General features: G+C 50.0%; 23 protein-coding genes. 12 read left to right on the top strand and 11 right to left on the bottom strand.

The genetic code is table 11. The features are described 5' to 3' along the window. The first annotated feature begins 26 nt into the window (after positions 1-26). From ADS79_RS25390 to ssuE, 4 genes are read left to right on the top strand one after another with little or no spacing between them, the layout of a single operon-like run. Positions 27-803, top strand: a complete 777-nt coding sequence (locus ADS79_RS25390; RefSeq protein ID WP_049741256.1) for an ABC transporter ATP-binding protein — start codon at positions 27-29, stop codon at positions 801-803. Between the two features lie 15 nt (positions 804-818). Further along, the gene (locus ADS79_RS25385) at positions 819-1,670 is read left to right on the top strand and encodes an ABC transporter permease (protein ID WP_049741255.1); all 852 of its coding nucleotides are present in this window, start codon (positions 819-821) and stop codon (positions 1,668-1,670) included. 39 nt (positions 1,671-1,709) lie between these two features. Beyond that, on the top strand, positions 1,710-2,747 hold the full coding sequence (locus ADS79_RS25380) for an aldo/keto reductase (protein ID WP_049741254.1): 1,038 nt from the start codon (positions 1,710-1,712) through the stop codon (positions 2,745-2,747). Positions 2,748-2,780: 33 nt separating this feature from the next. Beyond that, positions 2,781-3,356 carry an NADPH-dependent FMN reductase gene (gene ssuE, locus ADS79_RS25375; protein ID WP_049741253.1) on the top strand — a complete coding sequence of 192 codons (576 nt, stop codon included), beginning with the start codon at positions 2,781-2,783 and terminating at the stop codon, positions 3,354-3,356. Positions 3,357-3,438: 82 nt separating this feature from the next. Here the strand turns inward: ssuE and ADS79_RS25370 are convergent, their stop codons facing one another. Further along, positions 3,439-3,813 carry a winged helix-turn-helix transcriptional regulator gene (locus tag ADS79_RS25370; RefSeq protein WP_084766073.1) on the bottom strand — a complete coding sequence of 125 codons (375 nt, stop codon included), beginning with the start codon at positions 3,811-3,813 and terminating at the stop codon, positions 3,439-3,441. 186 nt (positions 3,814-3,999) lie between these two features. On the opposite strand from ADS79_RS25370, the gene ADS79_RS25365 reads away from it, so the two are divergent. Next, complete coding sequence (locus ADS79_RS25365; RefSeq protein WP_049741252.1) at positions 4,000-4,743, top strand: SDR family oxidoreductase; 744 nt, start codon at positions 4,000-4,002, stop codon at positions 4,741-4,743. Positions 4,744-4,787: 44 nt separating this feature from the next. Here the strand turns inward: ADS79_RS25365 and ADS79_RS25360 are convergent, their stop codons facing one another. Then, on the bottom strand, positions 4,788-5,024 hold the full coding sequence (locus ADS79_RS25360) for a hypothetical protein (RefSeq protein ID WP_049741251.1): 237 nt from the start codon (positions 5,022-5,024) through the stop codon (positions 4,788-4,790). A gap of 232 nt (positions 5,025-5,256) precedes the next feature. Between ADS79_RS25360 and ADS79_RS25355 the strand changes: the two genes are divergently transcribed. Next, positions 5,257-6,438 (top strand): MFS transporter, encoded by a 1,182-nt coding sequence (locus ADS79_RS25355; protein WP_049741250.1) that lies wholly within the window; start codon positions 5,257-5,259, stop codon positions 6,436-6,438. Here the strand turns inward: ADS79_RS25355 and ADS79_RS25350 are convergent. Beyond that, positions 6,435-7,382 carry a helix-turn-helix transcriptional regulator gene (locus tag ADS79_RS25350; protein WP_049741249.1) on the bottom strand — a complete coding sequence of 316 codons (948 nt, stop codon included), beginning with the start codon at positions 7,380-7,382 and terminating at the stop codon, positions 6,435-6,437. The two genes, ADS79_RS25355 and ADS79_RS25350, sit on opposite strands and share 4 nt — an antisense overlap. A 141-nt stretch (positions 7,383-7,523) precedes the next feature. On the opposite strand from ADS79_RS25350, the gene ADS79_RS25345 reads away from it, so the two are divergent. Then, positions 7,524-8,411, top strand: a complete 888-nt coding sequence (locus tag ADS79_RS25345) for an SDR family oxidoreductase (RefSeq protein WP_049741248.1) — start codon at positions 7,524-7,526, stop codon at positions 8,409-8,411. On the opposite strand, the gene ADS79_RS25340 is transcribed toward ADS79_RS25345, so the two are convergent. From ADS79_RS25340 to ADS79_RS25325, 4 genes are read right to left on the bottom strand one after another with little or no spacing between them, the layout of a single operon-like run. After that, on the bottom strand, positions 8,390-9,640 hold the full coding sequence (locus ADS79_RS25340; protein WP_049741247.1) for a benzoate/H(+) symporter BenE family transporter: 1,251 nt from the start codon (positions 9,638-9,640) through the stop codon (positions 8,390-8,392). The genes ADS79_RS25345 and ADS79_RS25340 overlap by 22 nt on opposite strands. Before the next feature lie 31 nt (positions 9,641-9,671). After that, complete coding sequence (locus ADS79_RS25335) at positions 9,672-11,120, bottom strand: sigma-54-dependent transcriptional regulator (RefSeq protein WP_049741246.1); 1,449 nt, start codon at positions 11,118-11,120, stop codon at positions 9,672-9,674. After that, positions 11,089-12,402, bottom strand: coding sequence for a sensor histidine kinase (locus ADS79_RS25330; RefSeq protein ID WP_049741245.1), 1,314 nt, complete (start codon positions 12,400-12,402; stop codon positions 11,089-11,091). Before ADS79_RS25330 ends, ADS79_RS25335 begins: the two co-directional genes overlap by 32 nt. A 25-nt stretch (positions 12,403-12,427) precedes the next feature. Next, entirely contained in the window at positions 12,428-13,576 is a 1,149-nt protein-coding gene (locus ADS79_RS25325) for an iron-containing alcohol dehydrogenase (protein WP_049741244.1), read from the bottom strand. A gap of 237 nt (positions 13,577-13,813) precedes the next feature. On the opposite strand from ADS79_RS25325, the gene adhP reads away from it, so the two are divergent. The 3 genes from adhP (at position 13,814) to ADS79_RS25310 (ending at position 17,609) form a co-directional block, all read left to right on the top strand. Beyond that, entirely contained in the window at positions 13,814-14,827 is a 1,014-nt protein-coding gene (gene adhP / locus ADS79_RS25320) for an alcohol dehydrogenase AdhP (protein ID WP_049741243.1), read from the top strand. A 156-nt stretch (positions 14,828-14,983) separates the two neighbouring features. Continuing rightward, a complete protein-coding gene (locus ADS79_RS25315) occupies positions 14,984-16,318 on the top strand; it encodes a helix-turn-helix domain-containing protein (protein WP_236700101.1) in 1,335 nt (444 codons plus the stop codon). Between the two features lie 181 nt (positions 16,319-16,499). After that, positions 16,500-17,609, top strand: coding sequence for a mandelate racemase/muconate lactonizing enzyme family protein (locus tag ADS79_RS25310; protein ID WP_049741242.1), 1,110 nt, complete (start codon positions 16,500-16,502; stop codon positions 17,607-17,609). A gap of 64 nt (positions 17,610-17,673) precedes the next feature. Here ADS79_RS25310 and ADS79_RS25305 read toward each other — a convergent pair whose 3' ends face one another. The 3 genes from ADS79_RS25305 to ADS79_RS25295 form a co-directional block, all read right to left on the bottom strand. Beyond that, the gene (locus tag ADS79_RS25305; protein ID WP_049741241.1) at positions 17,674-18,174 is read right to left on the bottom strand and encodes a DUF6843 domain-containing protein; all 501 of its coding nucleotides are present in this window, start codon (positions 18,172-18,174) and stop codon (positions 17,674-17,676) included. Positions 18,175-18,220: 46 nt separating this feature from the next. After that, positions 18,221-18,526, bottom strand: coding sequence for a hypothetical protein (locus tag ADS79_RS25300; protein ID WP_049741240.1), 306 nt, complete (start codon positions 18,524-18,526; stop codon positions 18,221-18,223). A gap of 122 nt (positions 18,527-18,648) precedes the next feature. After that, positions 18,649-20,040: a sodium:solute symporter family protein gene (locus ADS79_RS25295; RefSeq protein ID WP_084766072.1), complete on the bottom strand. Its 1,392-nt coding sequence runs from the start codon at positions 20,038-20,040 to the stop codon at positions 18,649-18,651. Here ADS79_RS25295 and ADS79_RS25290 point away from each other — a divergent pair. Together ADS79_RS25290 and ADS79_RS25285 are read left to right on the top strand one after the other, a co-directional pair. Next, positions 19,994-21,148 carry a MerR family transcriptional regulator gene (locus tag ADS79_RS25290; RefSeq protein WP_141261099.1) on the top strand — a complete coding sequence of 385 codons (1,155 nt, stop codon included), beginning with the start codon at positions 19,994-19,996 and terminating at the stop codon, positions 21,146-21,148. The two genes, ADS79_RS25295 and ADS79_RS25290, sit on opposite strands and share 47 nt — an antisense overlap. Before the next feature lie 213 nt (positions 21,149-21,361). Then, positions 21,362-22,132: a 3-hydroxyacyl-CoA dehydrogenase gene (locus ADS79_RS25285; protein WP_049741237.1), complete on the top strand. Its 771-nt coding sequence runs from the start codon at positions 21,362-21,364 to the stop codon at positions 22,130-22,132. An 88-nt stretch (positions 22,133-22,220) separates the two neighbouring features. On the opposite strand, the gene ADS79_RS25280 is transcribed toward ADS79_RS25285, so the two are convergent. Then, entirely contained in the window at positions 22,221-24,839 is a 2,619-nt protein-coding gene (locus ADS79_RS25280; protein ID WP_049741236.1) for a winged helix-turn-helix domain-containing protein, read from the bottom strand. Between the last annotated feature and the right edge of the window lie 308 nt (positions 24,840-25,147).

Genomic DNA, 25,147 nt, shown 5'->3' with positions numbered 1-25,147 from the left:
CCCGGACCGTGAAAGGAGTGCTCACCATGAAAGCAGATTTGTTGGAGATCAGCAATCTGGACAAAACATTTGACTCGCCGCAAGGAAAGACTCAAGCCTTGCAAAAAATTCAACTAGCAGTAAAAGAAGGAGAGTTTGTAACGATTATTGGTCCGAGCGGGTGCGGGAAAAGCACGCTGCTAAAAATCGTGGCAGGGCTCGATACCGGACATGAGGGCAGCGTTCTGCTCGGTGGACAACAGGTAAGTGGGCCAGGTATAGACAAAGGCTTTATTTTTCAGGAGCCGCGGCTGTTCCCATGGCTGACGGTAGAAAAAAACATCGCAGCCAATCTGCCGCTCAAATACCCGCATATTCACAACCGGGTGCAGGAGCTCATCCGGCTCGTTCGTCTGGAGGGCTTCGAAAAATCGTTTCCCCGTGAGCTGTCGGGAGGCATGGCACAGCGAGTCGCGATCGCACGTGCCCTGCTCCGCAATCCGAAGGTGCTGCTTCTGGATGAACCATTCGGGGCACTGGATGCCTTTACCCGTGCTCACATGCAAGAGGTACTGCTCGATATTTGGCAGGAGAACAAAACAACGATGATTTTTGTCACCCATGATATCGACGAAGCCATCTATCTTGCGAATCGAGTGGTCATTATGAATGCTCGCCCAGGCTCGATCAAAAGCATCATTCCGATTGATCTGCCTTATCCGCGGAAGCGGGCAAACCGCTCATTTCAAGAGCTGCGCCATTTGATTCTGAGCCAGTTTGAAAAAGTCGAGGAATTGGTGCTGATGGACCGCTCAGGGATTTAAAGGGGGGAAGCGTACATGAGCAATCAGGCTGAGGGGCTTACAGCCACCCATGTTGCGAACAGATCGGAGGCGATTACAAAGAAGCAAAAACGATTACGAATAAGCGAAAAAGCCATCATGGCAGGGAAAGGCATGCTGCTCCCGGCGGTGACCCTCGTTATTTGGCAGCTGGCGGGAATGCTTGGGCTCGTCTCTAAAACCATGCTGCCTACCCCTGTAGAAATCGCGCAATCCGCTGTAGAGCTTGTAGTCAGTGGAGAGCTGTTTGGTCATTTACAGGTCAGTATTACCAGGGCGGCTCTCGGATTTGTCGTCGGTGGCGCGATCGGGCTTTTGACGGGGCTGGCTGTGGGGTTCTCCAGCCGCGTGGAGCAGACACTGGACCCTTCTGTGCAAATGCTGCGCACGATCCCGCACCTCGCTGTCATTCCGTTGTTCATTCTCTGGTTTGGCTTCGGGGAGTTTTCCAAGGTACTGCTGATTGCAAAGGGCGCATTTTTTCCACTGTATGTGAATACATTTCTGGGGATACGCAACGTGGATTCCAAGCTGTTCGACGTGGCTCGCGTGCTCCAATTTAGTCGTTGGAAGCAAATTACGCAGCTGGTTCTTCCGGCAGCTCTGCCCAATATCCTGCTTGGTGTTCGGCTGTCTCTGGGTGCTGCATGGCTTGGACTCGTCGTAGCCGAATTGATGGGATCGAGTGAAGGTGTCGGTTATTTGATTATGGATGCGCGGCAATTTTCACAAACCTCGATTGTTTTTGTGGGGATAATCATATTTGCCATCGTTGGAAAGGCGACAGATTCGCTGGTCCGTTATTTTGAAAAGAAATGGCTGAGGTGGCGAGACAGTTACAGCGGATGACGGGAGAGGAAAAGGCAGGCATAAACGGGAAATAGATAAATGGAAGCGGATGACAATTCACGGGAGGAGCTGGCCGGATTGCAATATCGCAAGCTAGGGAGAACGGGATTAAAGGTATCTGCTGTAAGCTTGGGAACGATGGCTTTCGGGCGTTGGATTGGAGAAAAGGAATCAGAGGCAGTGCTTGCTGCTGCGCTAGAAGAAGGCATTACGTTAATTGATACGGCGGATGTTTACGGCAGAGGTCTGGATCAAAAAAATCCGGAGCTGACAGGGGAATCAGAGGAAATTTTGGGAAAGCTGCTGCGCGGAAAGCGGGATCAGATCGTGCTGGCTACCAAGGTTCATGGGCGTGTTGGACGCGGGGTCAATGACACGGGACAAAGCAGGTACCATATCATTCGTGCAGTAGAGAACAGCCTGAAGCGGCTGCAAACGGATTACATCGATTTGTATCAGGTACATCGCTTCGACCCGGATACGCCCTTGGAGGAAACGCTGCGGGCACTTGATGATCTGGTGCGCCAAGGAAAAGTGCGCTATCTAGGTGCGTCTAACTACGCAGCCTGGCAAATCGCCAAGGCGCATGGAATCAGTGAGAGGGCGGGCTTGCACCGTTTTGAAAGCATCCAGCCGGAATATAGCATCATCTCCCGGGAAATCGAGCGGGAGCTGCTTCCTTTTGCCAAATCGGAGCAAGTGGGCGTCATTTCCTACAGCCCATTAGGCAGAGGACTTTTGACAGGAAAATACACGTTTGGAGACGCAGCTCCAGAGGGAACGAGAGGGGCGGCAAAAGAGCAGCGCTTGCTGGAATTGCTTGCACAAGAGGGCCATTTTCATATTGTGGAGGGACTCCGCCCGATTGCCAAACGGCGGGGCTGGACACTGCCACAGCTAGCTCTCGCCTGGGTGTTGAGCAATCCAGTCATCACCTCAGCGATTGTAGGGGCTTCTGATGCAAGTCACATTCGTGAAACGTTGCGGTATGTTGATGAGCGACTGAGTGCCCAGGAAGAACGAGAAATTGACAGCCTTACACAGCAGGCGCAAGAGAATGCACTTGCTAGATATTAGGTGTTGCAGATAGAGAAGGGAGATTACATCATCATGGCAAAAATCGTCATTCTTTCAGGGAATCCAACCAAAACCTCCAGACTTGATACGATTCTCGGAGTCGTAGAGAAACAGCTGCGGGAAGCAAATCTGGAAATAGAGTGGATTCGAGTCCGTGATTTGCCGGCAGAGGATCTGCTTCATGCGCGGTTTGACAGCGAGGCAATCATCCGGGCAAACGCCCTTATCGAGCAAGCAGATGGAGTAGTTATCGCGACACCAGTCTATAAAGCATCTTATACTGGAATATTAAAAGCGTATTTGGACCTTTTGCCGCAAAAGGGGCTGAATGGCAAGCTCGTATTGCCGCTTGCCATCGGTGGAACGATCGCACATTTGCTGGCTATCGATTATGCGCTGGGGCCACTGCTGGCTGCTCTGGGAGTAAGACATGTGCTCGCTGGCGCATTTGTTCAGGATACTCAGGTGAAAAAGAACGAGGATGGGACAGGAGAGATCGAGGCCGAAGCAGCCCGACGCTTGCAAGAGTCGACAGAGCAGTTTGTGCATGAGCTGTACTGGCACGTAAAGAAGAAACAGAGCAATCAGGAAGAACAGATTGTGAAGTAGCGATCTGAAAAAGGATGCGGAGGCAAGAGGGTAGAAGTACTTGCCCGCGCATCCTTTTGCTATGTGTGCAGTCACACACTTCTCATTCTGTACCTTCCGTAGTTTGACGCTGGCGGTGATTCACACCCCATTCATACATGATATCGAAAATCGGTCGAAGCGTTTTTCCGTAGGGCGTCATGGCATATTCCACACGTGGTGGCGTTTCCGGAAATACCTTGCGCTCAATTAATCCATCCTGCTCCAATTCCTTTAGTTGCTGAGACAGCATTTTCTGAGAGACGCCAGGGATGAGGCGGCGCAGCTCATTGTAACGTCGCTCGCCTTCCTCCAAATGCCAAAGAATCAGCATCTTCCACCTGCCGCCAATCGCCTGAATCGTCGTCGAAACGTGAATATAGCAATCAATATCCTCTTCATCGTAAGCCGGGTCTGCTCGCAAAATATCCAGAAACATGGGTGTTCAGCTTCCTTCCGTACATCTTTTTTCCTTTTTCAGGACGATACTAATTGTTAGCTGATCGAATTCCTACATGAAAGTAACTATCCGATGAAAAAGTGCCTTCTTGTTGGGGGGACATGAGCCCATTACACTTTGCTTAGGTTCAAAAACATCCAGACGGGTACGGGGAGTGGACAAACGATGGATAAAGCATTCGATGGCAGGGTGGTTCTTATCACTGGCGCATCCAGAGGGATCGGTCGGTCGATGGCAGAGCGATTTGCTCGCGAAGGCGCGAAGGTCATTATCAATTACAATAGCAACAAGTCATTGGCAGAGGAAGCAGTGCGCCACATTCAAAGCGAAGGCGGAGAGGCAGTTGCCATTTCGGCTGACCTTAGCAAAGTGGCAGAAGTCAATAAACTGATTGAGGAATCGCTTCGCGTGTATGGAAAAATAGATGTTCTGATCAACAATGCAGGACTGATGATTACCAAGCCTCTTGAAGCTGTTACAGAAGAGGATTTCGACCGCCTGTTTGCCACCAATGTTAAAGGGACCTTCTTTGCTTGTCAACGCGCTGCGCAGCATATGACTTCAGGGGGGCGCATCATTAACTTCTCCACGTCTGTGACCGGAGCTATGTTTCCACAATACAGCGTATATGCAGGGACAAAAGGGGCGGTGGAGCAGTTTACCCGACAGCTGGCGAAGGAGCTGGGGCCAAAAGGAATTACAATCAATGCAGTCGCACCAGGTCCGGTAAATACAGAGCTGTTTAGCCAAGGCAAAAGCCAGGAGCAGATTGACGCGATTGTGAGAATGAACTCCTTTCAACGCCTTGGCGAGCCGGAGGACATCATCGGTGCAGTTCTATTCCTGGCAGGCGCGGAATCCCAATGGGTGACGGGACAAACCATCCGTGTAAATGGCGGTTTCGTTTAAGATAGGAAAAGGCATGCCATGACGCATGCCTTTTTGGTCTTTTCTTACTTTTTTCGATCGAGAAACATCAGTACAACGAGAAAAAGACTAAACGCGAGGAAAAAGAGGACATAGCCATTTGTCACCAGAGAAGGAAGCTCTGGTTCCGTTGGAAAGCTCCCTGTCTTCGCTTGCATTTGCCCAATCCAGGAATAATAAGCAATAGCTCTCTCGGCTGTGTAGATAATTCCGCTGGTAAGAAACGTAACCGTGGCCAGAATCAGATAGATGCTCGATTTCATTATCGCAAAACACTCCATTTCCAAATGTATACAAAACAGCTTACCATAGAGAGACGGGTCAAAAAAGGAACGTTATCGCACAGAAAGTATGTCGCGTGAGAGTCCGGGTCACGCTGTTATTAAGCAAAGGATCATCGAGCAAATGTGCTGGCTTGGCAGGAAAATGAAGTCAAAAGTGAAATGAGTACAAAAGCTACGTGAAAGCATTCGAGAAGAAAGCAGGGAATAGCAAATGTCAGCACCTTACAAGAAAGTATTTTGGGCGGCCGGCTTCGGTTGGATGTTTGATGCTATGGATGTTGCACTTTTATCATTTATTATGGTAGCGCTCAGGCAAGAGTGGGGCTTGTCTGGGGAAGAAGCCGGGTTATTGGGGACCGGTAATTTGGTGGGGATGGCGCTTGGGGCGTTTATTGGCGGGTATTTGGCCGACCGGATCGGACGCAAGCCGATCTTTTTACTTACACTCCTGCTGTTTGGGGCAGCGAGTCTTGCCAGCGCGTTTGCCACTGGTTTTTTGACCATGCTTCTATTCCGATTCTTGATGGGGCTTGGGCTCGGAGCAGAGCTGCCGGTAGCTTCGACGTTGGTCAATGAATTTGCTCCCCTAGAAAAGCGTGGCCGTACAGTTGTGCTTCTGGAAAGCTTTTGGGCAGTCGGCTGGATTGCAGCAGCAGTCATTTCCTACTTTATCATTCCGAACTACGGCTGGCGTGTTGCGGTGATCATCGGGGCATTGCCGATCGTGTATGCCTTGTTTGCGCGAAAAAGCATTCCAGAATCACCAAAGTTTCAGCCCAGAGCAGAGAGGGTACCATTGAAAAAAATCTGGACTGCTCATCAAAAGGAAACCATGACGCTGTGGGTGGTTTGGTTTGCTATTACCTTTTCCTACTACGGCATGTTCCTGTGGATGCCATCCGTGCTGGTTGACAAAGGCTTTACAATGATCAAAAGCTTTGAGTACGTTTTGATCATGACCTTGGCCCAGCTGCCAGGGTATTTTGCAGCAGCCTACCTCGTGGAAAAGTGGGGAAGGAAAAGTACGCTGGCGACATTTTTATTCATGACTGGAATCATGGCGTATGCATTTGGTCAAAGCAGTGGAACAACAGGCCTTTTGGTTACAGGGGCCCTGCTCTCCTTCTTTAATCTGGGGGCCTGGGGAGCGCTCTACGCTTATACGCCGGAAAATTATCCGACACCACTGCGGGCTACAGGCTCGGGCTTTGCCTCTGGAGTAGGGCGCATCGGCAGTATTATCGCGCCTTATCTCGTCGGCTATTTCTCAGCCCAGCATTACAGCTACGCGTTCATTTTTAGCATCTTTACCGTTGTCCTTGTACTCGGCACCCTCGTGCTGCTGGCGATTGGAAAGGAAACAAAAGGAACAGACATCGCGACCTCCAGTTAATGATAAAGATTGATAGTAGCTGTTGCGATCGCAATGATTTTCTCACGTAGCTCGGCAGGCTCTATCACCTTGATGTACGCTCCATAGGCAAGGACAATCTCACTTGCTGATTCGAGTGTATGGAATTCCACTTCAGCCTCGATCCAGTCATTCTCGATAGACTGGGTCGAGGCTATTTTTATATAGCGCTCCGCTGCCAGACGAGCAATTATCTGTTCGCGTACCAAAATGCGTGCAGGGTAGCGGGGCAGTGATGCCTTGAAGTCCCTCGTCGATTGCTCCCAATAGGTCGCCAGATCAAAGTCCGTCGGACGAACGAATGATTCCTCTAACATTTGTACAGCGATGAAGCGAGAAATGCGATACGTGCGCAAATCCGCCTCGACTTGTGCGACCAAATACCAGACGCTCCGCTTTGCGACCAGCCCGAGTGGGTGAATCAGCCGTTCTACTTCGGTGCCGTCCCGATTGTAGCGAATCAGCAGCTCTCTTTCCTGCCAGACAGCTTCCTGGATCAGCGTCAAAAAAGGAAAGCTTTCATCCGATTGATGCCAGCCTGCCCCGTCAATATGGAGTCGCTCCCGGACGTGATCCGCGCTTTGCTGAACCGTTTTCGGCAGGGCCGATTCCAGCTTCGATAGGGCATCATCAAAGCTTGTATCCATCCCGAGATCGCGCAGTAGCGCAGTAGGGGAGGCGAGCAGGAGTGAAAGCAGCTCCTCCGTTTTCAAACCCGTCAGATTGCTTCGGTATCCATGGGACAACGACCATCCACCGCCAGCGCCCCGCTCGGAATAGACGGGTACTCCCGCTCCGCTCAAAGCCTCCATATCGCGATGAATCGTTCGCTCCGATACCTCCAGTCTCTCTGCCAGCTCTTTTGATGTCAGCCGCTCATGATTTTGTAAAAGCAGCAAAATAGATAGTAACCGATCTGCCCGCAATGGACTCCCTCCTGCTGGAAATAATCTCTCCGTTTGATTTCTTTTATCTTATCGTATCGAATATGACAGCAGTTGTCATATTTGCTTTTGTAGACTGAATGCATGGCTAACAATCAATCAATACGAAAGAGGTGTTTTTTTATGAAGCCGTTGCAAGGAAAAGTAGCGCTGGTAGCAGGCGGTACACGTGGAGCTGGGCGAGGAATTGCAGTAGGACTTGGAGAAGCGGGAGCGACTGTGTACGTAACCGGACGAAGCACAAGAGAGCAAATGTCCGATATGGCGCGTACGGAGACGATCGAGGAAACAGCTGAGCTGGTTACGGTAGCGGGTGGACAAGGGATTGCGGTTCGTGTAGATCATACACAGCCCGAAGAAGTGAAGGCATTGTTTGAGCGAGTGAAGCTGGAACAAAACGGGCAGCTGGATGTGCTGGTCAATGATATTTGGGGCGGAGATGGGTTAACGGCATGGGAGAAACCATTTTGGGAGCAAGAGCTGGCCTCGGGCATTTTGATGCAGGAGAGAGCGGTGCATACACATTTGATTACAAGTCATTACGGCGTGCCGCTCATGCTGGAGAGAAAAACAGGACTGATCATAGAGATTACCGACGGCATTGATTATCGGTACCGTGGCAATCTCTACTACAGTCTCGCAAAAATCTCGACAATCCATCTGGCACAGGCAATGGCAAAAGAATTACATCCACATGGCATTACAGCCGTAGCCTTGACCCCAGGCTTCCTACGCTCGGAAGCGATGCTCGATCATTTTGGCGTAACCGAATCCACGTGGAGAGATGCGGCGGGGATTGATCCGAACTTCATCGTATCTGAAACCCCTTATTACATCGGCCAGGCTGTCGTGGCCCTCGCATCCGATCCAGCCATTACAGAGAAGTCAGGAAAGACACTGAGCACATGGGGGCTGTCTGACGAATACGGCTTTACGGATCGGGATGGAAGCAGACCGCACTGGGGGCGATATGCTGAGGAGCAAGGCTTCTACCGCTCTGACGAAGCCTGAGAAACCCCTTTTTTGACAAACCATTTACGGACATCGCCATTCAAAATCAGATTGGTGATAACACCGGCAATCAGTCCCCAGAAGGCAGCGCCAATTCCGCCGATGGAAATGCCAGAGATCGTGACGAGGAAGGTGACGAGCGCACTTTCCCGATCTCTTGGCTCCGTCATCGCCTGTGCAAGGCTGGAGCTGAGAGAAGCAAATAAAGCCAGACCGGCAATGACTGCAATCAGTTCTTTTGGCATTGCAGAGAACACTGAGGCGATCGTGACACCGAACATCCCGAACACGAGATAAAAGGCGCCGCAAGCAATTCCTGAAATATACCGTTTGGTGTGGTCCGGATGCGCTTCCTTGCCCGTGCAGATCGCAGCGGTAATCGCGGCCAGATTAATGCCGTGAGCGCCAAACGGAGCGAGCAGCAAAGAGGCAAGACCGGTCGTTGCCACAAGCGGACTCGCTGGCGTATCATAGCCATCTGCTTTCAGCACCCCGATGCCGGGAGCGTTTTGTGAAGCCATCGTAACGATGCACAGAGGAATCCCTAATCCAATAATGGCATCGAGTGAAAAGCTGGGCATCGTAAAAATGGGATTGACCAAAGCGATGTGTACGCCCTCCAGATGCAGACGGCCGAGTCCAAAAGCCACGACCAGACCTACCAAAAGCGTGAGCACGACGGCATAACGCGGAGACCAGCGCTTGGCGAATAAATAGCAAAAAATCATCGGCAATGCCAGGGCGGGGAGATGCTGCATCGAGACGAACACCTCGACTCCAAAAGAAAGCAATATTCCCGCCAGCATAGCCGTTGTAATCGACTGCGGTACATACTTCATCAGCGTAGAAAAAAGTCCGGAAACACCGAGTAGCGTAATGACGACGGCAGAAAAAATATAAGCGCCAATCGCATCGGCATAAGAATAGACGGTCAGACTGGAGACGAGCAGAACAGCCCCCGGAGTAGACCAAGCCGTGATGACGGGCGTTTTGAACCAGATACTTAAAATAATGGCGGTCAGTCCGCTCCCGATTGAAATCGCCCAAATCCACGAGGAGAGTAGACCGTCGCTAAGGCCAGCTCCTTTGGCTGCTTGAAACACGATCAGTAATGGACCTGCATAGGAAACCATCGTAGCTATAAGTCCGACGATAATTGCTGAGACAGATACATCAGCTGGAATGCTTTTTAACGATGAGATTGACCAATGATGTTTTTGCGGTGCCACAATGCGCAAAGCCTCCTACCTGGGGGCAGCGTCAGCCACCCCCTTTTTCGTTTAAAATGTAACGGATCGTTCGTTTCGTGATGTTCAGCTTCTTGCTTAACAGCTGCCTGTCGCCCTTTGTCTCGGTCAAGCCTTTTTCGATAATTGTCCGTCCGATTTCGCCCTCAAGCATTTTGATACGCTTGATTAAGTACTCAAAGTCAAAACCTTCAATCGATTTCACGTTGCGTGTAATCGACTCCACAAATCGCTCGCACTCCTGATCAATGGCGTTCTCCACACCACCATACGAAATAGTAGAAAGACTTGTCTGGCGTTTCACCTTATCGCGAATACTTGCGGGCAAATGCTCCGAACGCAGCACCTGGCACTCGTGCAGGGCAAGCGTCTGATTGAGCACATTGATGAGCTGACGCACATTGCCCGGCCAATGATAAGACTGGAGAAGCGCCATTGCCTCCGAATCGATCTCGCATGGTGTACTACTGCGTTTTTCCAAATAATAATGAGCGATTGCGGGGATATCCTGGGCACGCTCACGCAACGGAGGGATAGCCAGCTTGATTCCTTCCAGGCGATAAAGTAAATCACTGCGAAACCGATTCATTTCCACCTCGTGCTCAAGATCACGGTTCGTGGCAGAAATAAAGCGGATATTGCTCTGTCCGACCTGCTCGCCGCCGACACGCATGAACTCTCCCGTCTCAAGTGTACGCAAGAGCTTCACTTGGATAGAGTGGGGGGCTTCACCAATTTCATCGAGAAACAACGTGCCATTGTGGGCAAGCTCGAATAAGCCTTTGCGTGCCTTGAGCGCTCCCGTGAAGGCGCCTTTTTCGTAGCCGAACAGCTCACTTTCCAAAAGGGATTCAGGAACAGCCCCGCAGTTGAAAGCGACAAAAGGTTGCTGGTAGCGATTGCTTGCCCCGTGAAGAAACCGCGCCATCAATTCCTTCCCGGTGCCAGTTTCACCCTCAATCAGTACATGAATTGCTTTTTTTGCTAATTTTTTAGCGATTGCGGCTACTTTGGCCATCGGACTCTCTGGTGAATACACAATACCATATTGTGCAGCTTCTTGGGATAGTTCATCTGCTTGCTGGAAAGAAGACTCCAGAACCGAAGCGATGACATTTTCCAGACTATCGAGATCGTCAAACGGTTTTTCCAAATAGTCTCTGGCTCCCCATTGCATCGCCGTCACCGCTGATTTGATCGTGCTGTAGCCTGTCATGATTAGTACCTCGCAGCCGGGAAACACGGCTTTGATCCGCTTGAGCAGCTCAAGTCCGTTTGAATCGGGCAATTTCAAATCGACCAATGCGGCATGAAAGGGCTCACGCTGATTTTGCAGCAAGCGCTCCACGTCCTTGCCTGAATTGGCTACAATGACGTCGCAGTTTTTTTGCCGCAGAAAATAGGTGAAAAAAGTGGTGACCTCTGTTTCATCATCCACGATCAATATCCGTTTCTTCTCCATGCTCGCTCTCCTCTTCTGCTAATTGTGGCAAAAGCAGTGTAAACAGACTGTAGCAGCCCTCTTCGCTCTCGGCGAAAAGCTTTCCCCCGTGTGCTTGCGCAATCCCCAGACTGACAGACAAGCCAAGTCCTGTCCCTTTGGTTTGCTCCTTGGTGGAGTAAAATGGCTGGAATATTTGCTGAAGAAGCTCTGGGGCAATACCTGAGCCGTTATCGTGCACAGACAGGCCAATGTATAGACGGCCTTCCTCTTCCAACTGGAAGGAGCGGATTGTAATTTGCGGGTCCTCTTTGTCAGCGAGTGCATCTCGGGCATTGAGCAACAGATTGATCACAATCTGCTCGATTTGGTGGCGGCTCCCGTGAAATAACAGGGGAGGGTGAGCCATCTCCCGTTTTACGGTCAGACCAGATACGGAAAGCTGATAGCCGATCAGACCAAGAACGTCCTCGACCACCTCATCAATGGAGATGGTTGCGAATAAGTACTCCTCCTGTCTGGAAAAGGTAAGCAGATTCTGGATGATCTTTTTGCAGCGCACCCCGCATTGGTAAATGTCCTTCATCAAGGGAGCGGCGGGAGTATCTGTCATCTCGCGCATCAGTAATTGCGCATTGCCCAAAATCGCCGTTAACGGACTGTTTAGCTCATGCGCGATTCCTGCTGCCATCTCGCCAATCGCTGCCATTTTAGCTGACTGGATGAGCTGGGCCTCAATCTTGATCTTTTCATTCACATCCTGAAACAGCAGGCTATTCTCCACGGCTACACCTACGTGGCTGGCAATGAGCTGGAACAAATCAGTCTCGTCCCTGTCTGATTGCCGCGCCTCCCGACGAAAGAGGGTCAAAAAGCCAAATGTCTCATTCAGCTGGCTGCGCAGTGGGACAGAAGTGGCATGGTGCTCGGGCAGCACCTCCTGCAAATCGAGATGATACTGCTCAATCAACAAAGGAGCTTCTCCAAGCACGGATTTGGTCAACGTATGGCATTGCCAGCTATCCCCCGTCCATTTCGCTAAATACGAGGACAGGATGCCTCCTTTGACGATGGTTAGGGCGAAGTGCTCAAACAGCAGAATCTGGGAGAGCTGTGTCGCAATATAGATACTGGTTTGTGGCCAGGTCGCATTGATCTGGATTTGCGTCAATTGGTTGATGACGGCAAGCTGCTTGTTTTTCTTCTTCATCTCCTCGACGAGGTAGATCAGCTCGCTGTAGTAGCTTTTGCGGGAGGATTGGATACCCGTCAGCTTTTCCAGAAGTTCCTGTTTATTTTGCATGATAGACCTCCTCTAAAAACAACTCCTATAGGGCTTGGCGGAACAGAGCGGCGACATCCTGCACACTCATATCACGCGGATTGGTTGCCATGCACACATCGTTCAAAGCATGCGCGCTCAGCAAATCAATCTGCTCTGGATGGAGTCCGATGGCTGACAGTGACTCGGGAACTCCCAGGTCCTTCGCCAATTCCTTTACTGCCTTGAGCGTCAAGCGTGAAGCGTCGTGCACGCTCATCCCAGATGTATTCTCGCCGAGACATTCGGCGATTTGCCGATACTTTTCCGGAGCCGCGATATAGTTGTATTCGAGTACATAGGGGAGAAGGATGGCATTGACCTCACCGTGTGGCGCATCGAGAAAGCCGCCAAGCTGGTGGGACATGGCGTGCACTGCACCGAGAATCGCATTGGAAAAGGCGATGCCAGCCTGCAGACTTGCCATGGCCAGCGCTTGCTTCGCTTCGGCGTTGTATTGACTGGCCACAGAGGGGCGCAGATGCTTGGCAATAAGCCGTATTGCCTGGAGAGAATGCACCTCTGTCAATGGTGTTGCTGCCAGGGAGATATACGATTCGATCGCATGAGTCAGCACGTCTATGCCTGTGTTGGCAGTGAGCTGCTTATCCTTGGTCATCAGCGTCTGTGGATCGATGATGGCAATATCGGGGATGAGGGATTTGGAGATAATGGCCATTTTGACTTTGCGGGCGCTGTCTACAATGATGGAAAACTGCGAGACCTCGGAGCCGGAGCCAGCAGTGGTGGGCACCATCACCATCGGGGGGAGCGGATGCATAATGTTGTCGACGCCCTCGTACTGCACGATACTTCCTTCGTTCGTGGCGAGAAGAGCAATCGCTTTGGCCGCATCGATAGAGCTGCCGCCGCCTACCCCCAGAATCGCGTTGCATTCCTGGGCGCGATATTCGGCAATCCCTGCATGTATTTCGTAATCCTTTGGATTGGCAGTCACGTTGGTCCATAGGTGATACTCGAGATGCTGTTGCTTCAAATAGGAAATAATGCGCTCTGTCCAGCCAGCATTTACAACCCCGAGATCACTGACGAGAAAGACGCGGGTTGCTCCTAATCTGCGCAGACTTTCCCCAATCTGGGTAATGGACTGGTTTCCAAAAATGATTTCGGGTGTCATGAATTTGGATATTTGCATGCTTCTTCCCCCTTATTTCCACTACTAAGTAATACCGCAAATAAGAGGGATTTCCCTTTTTCAGCCAAAAGCTCGGCAGGTGGGCCGTTTTTTTGGCTCATCGGGCCGTAAGTTCGGCTAAACGGAACCACAATGCTGAGAAAAAACGCGACAGATTAAAGCGCTTACAGTTGGCACGCTGCTTGCTACTAGAAAGAGACAGCATCCTATCCAAGAGAGAAAAGAGGAGGAAAGAAAATGAAAGCAGCGATTGTAAACGAGTTTCATCAAAAGCTGGAGGTAAAGGAAGTTGCGGTTCCTGAGGTGGGGCACGGAGAGGTACTCGTAAAAATCAAAACATGCGGAGTTTGCCATACAGATTTGCATGCGGCACATGGGGACTGGCCAGTGAAGCCGAAGCTCCCGCTTATTCCTGGACATGAAGGCGTAGGAGTGGTCGAAAAACTGGGTGAAGGCGTAACGTCCTTGAAGCTGGGCGATCGTGTAGGGATTCCATGGCTGTTCTCTGCGTGCGGAGAGTGTGACTATTGCTTGAGTGGCTGGGAAACATTGTGCAAGCAGCAGCTCAATGGCGGTTACTCTGCAGATGGTGCTTACGCTGAATATTGCGTGGCTCCGGCAGCGTATGTGGCACGGATTCCAGATGAGCTGGGAGATGTAGAAGCGGCTCCGATCCTGTGCGCAGGGGTAACAACCTACAAAGCATTGAAGGTTGCGAATGTAAAGCCAGGCGAATGGGTAGCCATTTATGGAATCGGTGGCTTGGGTCACGTAGCACTGCAATATGCCAAGGCGATGGGCTACAACGTAGTAGCTGTCGATATTCACCAGGAAAAACTGGAGCTGGCAAAAGAGCTGGGTGCAGACGTAACGATCAATGGCAGCGAGGTAGATCCAGTACAAGCGATTGAGGAGCAGGTTGGCGGTGTGCATGGAGCAATCAGCGTTGCTGTTACCAAAAAAGCGTTTGAGCAAGCGTACAAGTCAGTAAGACGCGGCGGATCGCTCGTTGTAGTCGGATTGCCGAATGCCGAGCTGCCTATTCCGATTTTCGATACCGTATTGAACGGTGTAACGGTAAAAGGCTCCATCGTGGGCACGCGCAAGGACATGCAAGAAGCACTGGACTTTGCTGCTCGCGGCAAGGTGCGTGCGATCATCGAGACACAGCCACTGGATCAAATTAACGAAGTCTTGGAGCGTTTGGAAAAAGGTCAAATCAATGGTCGTGTCGTTTTAACCATGGAATAAGGGACTGCCCCGTATATGCAAAACCGCCAGGATGTCATTCTTGGCGGTTTTGTCTTTGCTTTGGAAGGTCTGAGCAAGAATCGCTTGAACAATCAAACATTTTTATAGCGTTTTCACTCAAACTTGCCTATAATGCTCCGTAAGTGAAATAAACGCATGGAAAGGAACGAAAAAGACATGTTGATTCGCGTAGCCGTCATCACTCCTGAGGATTTTGCGCCACTGATTACGGAGTGTGCGGAGGAGTTTACCAATATCCTGTATACGACCTATTACTACGGTAACCCGATGGAATGCGATCAACTGATGGAGCAGATCCAGGATTGCGATGTCCTGCTGTTTGCTGGGCCGCTTCCGTATTATTTTGCCATGCGCACATCTGGTCAAAGAAAGCTGCCTGCGGTTTACATTCCGTCGGATGAGTACACGCTGACACTGAATCTGGGTCATATTTTGCTGAACAGAGAGGAAGGCCTGAAATCGCTATCTGTTGATATACCAAAACTAGCGTATTTACAGCAGGCAGTAGAGGAATGGCAACTGGATGCTTCAGGCTGGTGTGTAAGGGACTACAGCCAAATTATTGACGGAGTGGGAACGAATTTTGATCCGGAGGCACTTATTCACTTTCACCGAGAGAATGTTGAAAGCGGGCGGGCAAACCTCGTCTTAACCAGTGTCGATTATGTCCATACGCAATTGCGTGACGCCGGGATTCCGTGTGTCAATCTGATTGTACCAAAGAAAAGCATCCGGGAAGCATTGGTGAAGGCTGCTCACTTTGGACAGCTTATGATTAGTGAAAATGCCCAGATTGCTGTTGGCTTGGCGGCGATTAATCCAGTCGACGGCGACCTTGGAACCAGTACAAAGCCAGATGCGGGAATCATGCTTCAGCAAATGCTGCTCGAGCTGGGTAAGGAAACAGACGCATCTATTCAGCAATTGGGACTGGATCAGTTTATTATTTACGGGACCAGAGGCAGCATTGAACAAATGACGGGTGACTTTACGCACATGCCAGCGATGGGCAACATGGAGCAATTATTCAATGTCACGATTAGCATGGGATTCGGTTTTGGCATGACCGCAAAAGAGGCGGAGGCAAATGCACGGATCGGACTGTTCCATGCACGGAAGCAGCCTGAAAGCAGCAGTGCTTTTTTGGTGACCAATGAAAAAGAAGTAATTGGACCATTGGATGTTAATCCGCGAGCTTTCCATTTGAAAAGCGACAATCGCGACATTTTGCATGTGGCTGAACAGACAGGACTGAGCGTAGCTACGATTACCAAGCTCACTTCGTTTATCAATCTTCGCCGCGACAATCGCTTTACGGCAACAGATCTGGCTGAGTACTTGCAGTTCAGCAGACGAAGTGCAGAGCGCATGCTGAAAAAGTTGATGGATAAAGGATTTGTTGAAACGGTTGGGGAGGAACAGCCTTATCAGCAGGGCAGACCACGTGCCGTTTATCGCATCAATTTTTAGAAAATTGACTTGACTATCACTTGGAAACTTTGTATATTTATTCAAAATTAGCGACTCCATAACGACAGTTGTCGGTAATGGAAAAATAAGGACATTCACCTTTTTTATAACTGTAAAGGTTACCTATGAAATCGGTCACGCGTATGATCAGCGATCAATTAAACAGCAAGGGGATAGAGTAGTGAAAATTACATCCGTAACTGTAACGGGGATCAAGCTCCCGTTGATTCGACCATTCATCGTCGCTTATGAGACCTACTACGATATGCCAACGCTCTTGATCAAAATCGAAACAGATGCAGGCATTACAGGGTACGGAGAGGCTACACCGGATCAGCATGTGACCGGGGAAACATGGGAGAGCACCTACAGCATGCTCGTTCACCATTTGGCGCCGAGTGTGATTGGAGAAAACCCGTTTCATATCGAACGAATCCATGAAAAGATGGCGGAGCTTGTGTACGGTTCGCCCTCTGCAAAAGCGGGCATCGACATCGCTTGCTATGACATCATGGGCAAGGCTACGGGGCAACCGGTATATAACCTGATTGGCGGTCTCTACCATGAAGTGCTTGCTGTGCCATACGTGGTAAGCATCCTCTCGCCAGAAGTAATGGCCGCAGAGGCCGCAGAGGCGCTCGCCCAAGGATACAGCACGATCAAAATTAAAGTCGGCAGCGATCCGGCAATCGATGTAGAGCGCATCCGTGCTGTACGCAAAGCGATTGGCGACTCCGTACAATTGCGGGTCGATGCCAACCAAGGCTGGCGAAACCGGGCAACGAGCATGTGGGTGCTTGAGCAAGTGAAGAATTGCAACATCGACTGGATTGAGCAGCCTGTCATCGCGGATGATATTTCAGCACTGGCAGAGGTCCGCAGTCAGACAGTGATTCCTGTCATGATCGATGAAGGCGTGCATGGTGATCGCGAAATTCGGGAGACCATCGTCAAGCAAGCTGCTGACAAACTGAACATCAAGCTGATGAAATGTGGTGGCATTTACCCGGCGACAAGGCTGGTTGCGCAAGCAGAAATGGCTGGCATGGAATGTCAGGTAGGCTCGATGGTGGAATCGGCTATCGCTTCTGTGGCGGGGGCTCATTTATGCGCAGCAAAAAAAGCGATTATTTCCAATGAGCTGGTCGGACCGCTGATGTTTTCTCGCGACGTAGCTGCCATGCCGTTTGTTGAAAAGACGATCAAGCTGACAGAGCAACCAGGGCTTGGCCTGGAAGTAGATGAGCAGGTAGTAGCAGAGCTGGCACAGATGTCGACAGTGATCAAATAGAGATCGAAATCATAGAAAAAGGTAAAGCGTCGCTAGTCGGCGCTTTACCTTTTTTCGCATCCGTTCATTGATAATAATCTTGCAGCATGTGATTAAATACCTCGTTTTGCTCATCCGTCTCGGAGTCCTGAAATGCTGGACCGCATTTGCTGTGGGTTACCTCGACCCCCGTGTAATGAACGTTGATCTCATCAGGTGTCCCTATATTTGTGGAGTAACCGCCTGTGCCGTTGATTCGCAGGCAAGATCCAGGTATCTCTGTACGCTGTCCGTTTTTATCAACGTAATAATATTTGTCTGTAACAAGCCCATACTCCATATCAGGTGCTGAAGTGGCAAAGTACCCCTTGTCGTTGATGATGTGCAGGGCATACTCGCCTTCATAAGCGAGTGGTGGCGCGTTTTTCACGTTGTAGAAAGCATAGACGGTTCCCTCGTAGCCTTCCGGTATAAGGTAGATGTCATTGGTCGAGCTTTGCTGCACGCACCCGCTGACAACAAACATAACTACTGATAAAAGGAGGAGCTTCAACGTCGCTGCAGATCGTTTTATCGCTGCCATCATATCTTGTCTCTCCTTGCCGAACCATTCATTGTCGTTACCCGAGTGTCTATTTCGTAATAAAATTCAGATCAAAGTTAAACGAGGTCTTGTTCACCTCAGTGACCTGCTTTGTGCTTTCATCATACTCCAGAATGACGACTCTCGTTTCAACATCATCTCGTTTCTCTACGATGGCAAATCGATTTTTATCTATCTGCGTTACAGAAGAGTTCGAAGATACAGGAATCGTAGGGAACGATGGCATATTGATCGGGGGAGCATTAAGGCTTGCTGCTGGCTTGTTGGCGATGAAAAATAAACAGAGAAGAATACCAGCCAATAAAACGGTTTGAATCTTTTCTTTCCACTTCATGTTAACATCAGCCTTTCTATAGCATTGTCTTCGATGGTAACATAAATAGACTGGGAAAAAATAGATCAATAGGAATAAAGACAAAAAACGCGGGCACTTGCTCCCGCGTCTTTTCTTTAAAATCAAGCAACCGATTGCGAAGGCTCCGTCTCTTTGTTTACCGCCTTTCGGGTAAAAGCACTCACCGCCAGTGTCACGATGACATTAATGGTGAACGCAATGATTCCGATATCAAAATCCTTGAAGGCTTGCGGCATCGACGGAAACAGGTCTGCCATCGAAGCATTGCTGAGTGTCGTATACAACACAGCAGCAAGACCAGCAATGATCCCGCAAAACGCTCCTTGAACTGTAACCGGATTTTTCTTCCATAGGCTAAAAAAGAGAGCGGGGAAGAGCTGGGTCACCAGGCTGTAGCCCATGATCAACAATGTGACAATCGTATTTCCGCCATTAAAGGTAAAGTAGAGGGCAGCAATTGCAACGACAGGAACCAGATAGCGGGTCAAGCGGACTAGACTAGCATCTGTTGTATTTGGTTTCCATATTTTATAGACGTTTTTGGACAAGATCGTTGCCGCTACGTTGAGCATCATCGAGCTAGGAACGAGAGCGGCGAGGATGCCGGCAGCGCCGATTACGCCGACAAACCACGGGTCAAAGGTAGCTTTGGAGAGCTTGAACAGGGCCAGGTCAGTATCAGAGCCTTTGAGGCCTGGCACCTGGAAGATCGCGGCAAAGCCAATGAAGATGACAAAGACCAGTACGATTTGATACATCGGCATCAGGATCGCATTGCGGCGCAGCGCCTTGCCGCTTTTGGCAGCGTAGGCGGCACTAAACGTATGCGGCCACATATAGGACCCGAGCGACCACAAAATGAGGGTAGAAACAAACCAGTACGTCGAGAGACCGCTTTCAGGCAGAACCAGAAAACCAGGATTCGCTTGATCAATCGACTTGAACATTTCCACGAAACCACCGTGATAGTGCAGCGGCAAATAAAAACCCATGAAGATGACGACACCGAGTATGAGAAAATCCTTGAGCACAGCAGTCCAGGCGGCGCCGTGAATGCCAGAGAGCATAACGTAGACGGTGACAGTAAGCACGCCGATCCAGATCGCGGCAGAGGGAGGAATCGTTCCATATGATGCTTCCGATACGATAATGCCAAGTCCCTTCAATTGAAGGACCAAATACGGAATCATGGAGATGACACCGACAATCGCGACTAGAACGCCTAAGGCTGTACTGTTATACTTGCTGGCAAAAAAGTCCGATTGGGAAAGCAGCTTCTTTTCCTTGGCGTATTTCCAGATGGGAGGCAAGAGCCAATAAGACAAAACGAAGTAGGCCGCATTGAAGATGTAGAACGCAGGAGCACCCGCAGCATAGGTGAAACCGCTCGCACCAAGAAAGGTAAAGGTGGTAAACGCCTCACCTGCCATCAGCAGGAAGACAAGCATGGAGCCAAGTCCACGGTTTCCGACAGACCACTGCTCCAGCGTCATCTCCTTTCCCCTGCGAGCGCGGAGAGCCAAATATCACAAAATTCTGTCCTACAAACGAATCACCCATTTTCGGGAAGAGCGCGACATACATTATTTTGTAAACCTGTTAACTGAGAAAAAAGCAAAGCTGGCGCAAGAGCAGAATCAGATTGCACACACCATTCAGCGAATCGATGAGCTCATCGAAGAAACCTCGAAATCGCAGGTGCAGGAAGCGATGAAAGGGATGCCGCTGTCGTTCATGTCGTATTTGTACTGTCCGTGCTGCCGCGTGCCATTGAAGATGACGGATGCCTCGATCCAGCAGAGCAGTGTGTACGAAGGAAAGCTCACATGTCCGTGCGGCTATCAGGCGGAGCTGTTCGAAGGCATTTTGATTACGGAAAACGTCACGACGTCCCCCTATCATTCCTGTATTTACGATGAGGAGATCATCGCAGAATGGAGTCCAAATTTTATCAGCCTGACCGAAAAAAGCTGTCTGTCCATGTACAAAGAGCTGTCGAAGCACGATTTAAAGAACAAGCTGATCGTAGAAACGAATGTCGACATCTTCGTCTCCCTGACCAAATATATGCCGCTGCTCGGGGAGGAACCGAACTATGTCTTTTGCGGGCACTCGTTGGAAATGATGAAGCGATTGAAAAAGAGGGTTGAGTATTCTTGTCCGAATGCGACTGTGTTGTACATGGTGAACAGTGATCTGCACATGCCGCTGCGGACACAATCGATTGATTACTTCATCGACAGCTTTTCCTTCAATCAATTTTCACTCTTGAACAAAAGGCTTCCCTGCGAGATTCTCGCACCGTACCTGCACGGGGAATCCAAGATTATGGGAACGTATATGTTTTTCTCGCCTGCCTCCAAGTCACTCAGAAAAATCAAGGAGATGTACCCCGATCCACATCCGAAAGCGTACGCGCTAGGTTATCTGGAGGAAAATATGGATGGTTTGGATGCGAAGCGGTTCCAAAAAGAGCATGTCGGTCAAACGGATAATCCCGGCAGCTACTTCATTTATCACGAAGAGCATGAGCTGGCTCACTTATACGCTTATCAATACGCCTTTAAAGAAGCAAAGCTGACGCAAGAGCAAGACTCGTGAAGGAGAAAAAGTGTCCGATTATTGTACAGAAGTGTATGAAAACTGTCTTTTTTTGAGCGAAATCGGACAGCTGGATCACAATCAAAGCCATGAGTAACAAGGGATTTGCAGGCTGGTATCTGAATTGCATCACGAAATCATAGCTTCGCAGCTAAGAGGAGCATCGAGAAAAGGAACTGGCTGGTGAGGATTTTACCGAAAGGAGAGAATGGCGTGGAGATTCGCGATGTAGTTGCCATTGTGACAGGTGGTGCCTCCGGATTGGGGGCGGCCACTGCGAGAAATGTGGTAGAGCATGGAGGAAGAGTAGCCATTCTTGATCTTGCGGAGGAAAGTGGCAGGGGATTGGCACAGGAGCTGGGACGTGATCATGCGTTATTCATCCAGACAGATGTTACGAGTGAAGCAAGCGTCCGAGAGGCGATTGAGCGAGCGACAGGCGCATTTGGCACGATTCATGCCGCGATCAACTGTGCAGGGATCGATCTCGCGCAAAAGACCCTTTCGAGAAACGGTCCACATCATTTGGATTCCTTCACCAAAGTGATTTCAGTCAACCTGATTGGCACGTTCAATGTGATTCGGATGGCAGTGGAGCAGATGGCAGGGAATGAGCCCACCAAAAACGGAGAGCGGGGAGTCGTCATTAACACAGCTTCGGTCGCTGCATTTGACGGGCAGGTTGGGCAGGTGGCATACAGCGCCTCCAAGGGTGGAATCGTCGGCATGACACTTCCATTAGCGCGTGATTTGGCGCCTTATGGCATCCGGGTCATGACGATTGCACCGGGACTGTTCGATACCCCGTTATTTGATAGGCTTCCTCGCTCGGTAAAAGAGTCACTGGGGGGGACTGTGCCCTTTCCGCCACGGCTTGGTGATCCGCGAGAATTCGCGATGCTCGTCAACACTATTATCGAGAATTCGATGCTGAATGGGGAAACAATCCGGCTGGACGGAGCGATTCGCATGCAGCCGAAATAATATAAACGACGCCCTACTTGTAAGGAGAGGGAGCGAGAAAAGAGTCCTGCGCTTTGATGGCGAGGACTCTTTTTGCTGCTCTATTTTTTCACAGCTCGGTGAGAGCTTCCTTTTCAATCAGGGCGATTTCTTGTGCTTTTAATACAGCTTGGGTGCGATTGGTGACTCCGAGCTTCCCGTAGATTCGATGTAGATAAACCTTCACAGTGCCGAGCGTATTTCCCAGCTCCTCTGCAATCTGCTTGTTGGATGCGCCTCGGGCTAGCATGGAGAGTATGAGCATTTCTTTCCCCGTCAATGACTCAATTAATGGAGAAGTCGCTTCGCTTATTCCGCCTGGGGCCTTCTTGGGGCACAAGGAGAGCAAATGCTTTACATATTCAGGCGAAACATTCGGAACGAGCTTGTTCACCCTTCTTTTCTCATGCTCCGTGAAGGACAAGAGCAAGTGAGACATAGCGACTCCGTGATCGATAAAGCTACGCTTATAACCATTTGCTTCTCCGATTACGAGCGCCTCGTGCAAAGAGAGCAATGCCTCCGCCTTTTTCCCAAGCTGCTGTAGTGCCAAAGCCTGCAACACCGCAATATCCACCTGACTCGTCAGCAGCCCTTCTCTTTTCGCAGCAGGTTGCAGAGCTTCCAAAATGCGAAGCGCCTCCTGCTCCTGATTTTTTTGCAGCTGCACATGTACGTACGTGAGCAGCTCCAGCTCTTTGTGAAGCGTAGGTTGTTCGAAAAAAGAGAGCGGCAGCTTCGCGAGGTGGAGCTCAGCATGGGACAAATCGTCCTCTTGCAGTGCGATCCGTGCGAGAAAAGCGCGCAAGGACGGGAGCCAGTAAGGGACTGACCAGTCTTGAATCGTATCGATTGCCTCTTCGATTATGGTACGGGCAGCTCGGGTATCTCCATTGGCGAGCTTGATTTTTGCCAGCGTCAATGAAAACGGAATGAACAGCCCGGATATTCGTTCACGTCGCGCTACCGGCTCTACTTGCCCCAGCAGCTTGAGGCTGTCCTCTAATTGGTTGCGCTCATAGTATCCTTCTGCGATCGCCTGGACGACGTAGAGATTAATCAATGATTCTTGCCAGCCCTTGGCGGAGATAATTTCGCTGAAGCGTTTGCCAACGATCTCGGTATACGCGGAAATATGCCCTTTTAGACCAAAGGATGTGCGTCTGATAAAAGGCTCCGTTGTATTGAAATTAAAGTGATAAAATAGCGGGTCCTCGGGCAAGGCTTGGTCCAGTTGAGACGAACTAGCCACCCAGCTTTCGAAGTCGCCAGTAGCAAAAGCAAAATTGGCTTTGACAAACAATAGTCCACTGAAAAATGTAAGCTGCTCGTCAGATGTGTCCATGGCAGCACATTGCTTGTCCAGAAGGATGAGCGCTTCCCTCGCACGCTTGATTTTTCCGCACGTAATCAAGATAAAGGCACGTAGCAGCGACAGAACAGGGGGCAGCATGTCAGAGGGCTGTGGAAAGCTGTCTAACCAGTGCAACAGCGTGGAAAACTCCCCTCGCTGGATCCATTTCGAGATATGCTGCTCCAGCAGGTGGGCAGCAAGACGGTAATCTGTCGCTGCAAGCGCATGATCGAGTGCCTCTTCATAGAGCCCACGCTCCGCAAATGACTCACTTGCGACCCGATGAAGTGAAAGCAATTTTTCCGTATCCAGCTGGTGTAGCTGACCACGCAGGAAGTCAGTAAATAAATGATGATAACGATACCAGCTTTGGTAATCATCCAGTGGAACCAGAAAGATATTTTGCGCGTGAAGCTGGTTTAGCATTTGCTGACTATTGGATTGCTTGGTAAGCGCGTTGCATACTACTGCATCCATCCGCGACAGGATGCAGGTGTGCAGCAAAAAATGTTGAGTCTCATGCGGTAGCCGCAGCCATACCTCATGCAGCAAATATTCCGAAATATCGCGATGAGAGCCTGCGAAGCTTTGGAAAAACGGATCCGGCTGTGCTGAATTGGCGAGCGAGATGGCAGCGAGCTGAAGACCGGCCACCCAACCCTCCGTACGCGTCCGCAGCTGGTCGATTTGCTGTGCCGACAAGGTGAGCTTATGGACCTCGCGATAGAAGGAAACGGTTTCTTCTAGTGTAAACAAAAGCTGTATGGCATCCAGCTGGCATGCTTCATTGCGCAAGCTCCATTTGGAAGTGGAAAACGGGAGCTTGCTGCGGCTGGCGATATAGAGATGAACGTTGCTTGACGAATATTCGATAAAGTAGCTAATGCTCGCGTGAATCGCGTCTTCCGTCAACGTATGATAATCGTCCAAAATGATAACGACGTGCTGGTCGATAGCAGACAACTCGTTGAGGAGAGAATCAATGAATGTGTAGATTGAGGTATGCGAGGTAGCTTTCATGGAAGGCTCCATCCGCTCTGCAAGCTGTGGATGAACGGAGCTGGAAAGTGAATAAACGACATATCTCCAAAAACGTATCAAGTCATTATCCATCTCATCAAGGGACAGCCACGAGGTAATGACTCTATGTTTGTGTGCCCACTGGGAAAGCAACGTCGTTTTTCCGTAGCCGGCGGGTGCGAGTAAAGTAGTCAATCTACAATCCAATCCTTGATCTAGCTGCTCTAGCAGTTCTTCTCTGTCAATGCGATGGGATTGAAACGTAGGTAAGGTCGTTTTTGTCTTCAGCATAATGGAATGCCCAATGCGATCCATGACTCCTCCTTTCGCTGATGCTTCATTAAGTTATCTGCCCTCATTATACTTTTTTCTGGCAACGATCGACATATGAAAGAGAGAAATAGCAAAAATTCAGTCAATCCGTCCACTGTGAGGCGAATTACTGGCATAGTCCGCTATTTTTCTTTCAGCAGTCGGTTTTGCACGATAAATTTCCTGACTCCTTAGACAGCCTTCAACAGGCTTCACACTCGCTGCCCACTAGAATGATGCCTAAATAGAGGGAACGAGAGAGGTGCAGGAAAATCGGACGTTTTCAACGGATGTTTACGAGTGTCACTGTC

Origin of the sequence: Brevibacillus reuszeri, assembly GCF_001187725.1 — a bacterium.
Taxonomy (GTDB): domain Bacteria; phylum Bacillota; class Bacilli; order Brevibacillales; family Brevibacillaceae; genus Brevibacillus; species Brevibacillus reuszeri.
This window is presented reverse-complemented; position numbering and strand designations above follow the sequence as displayed.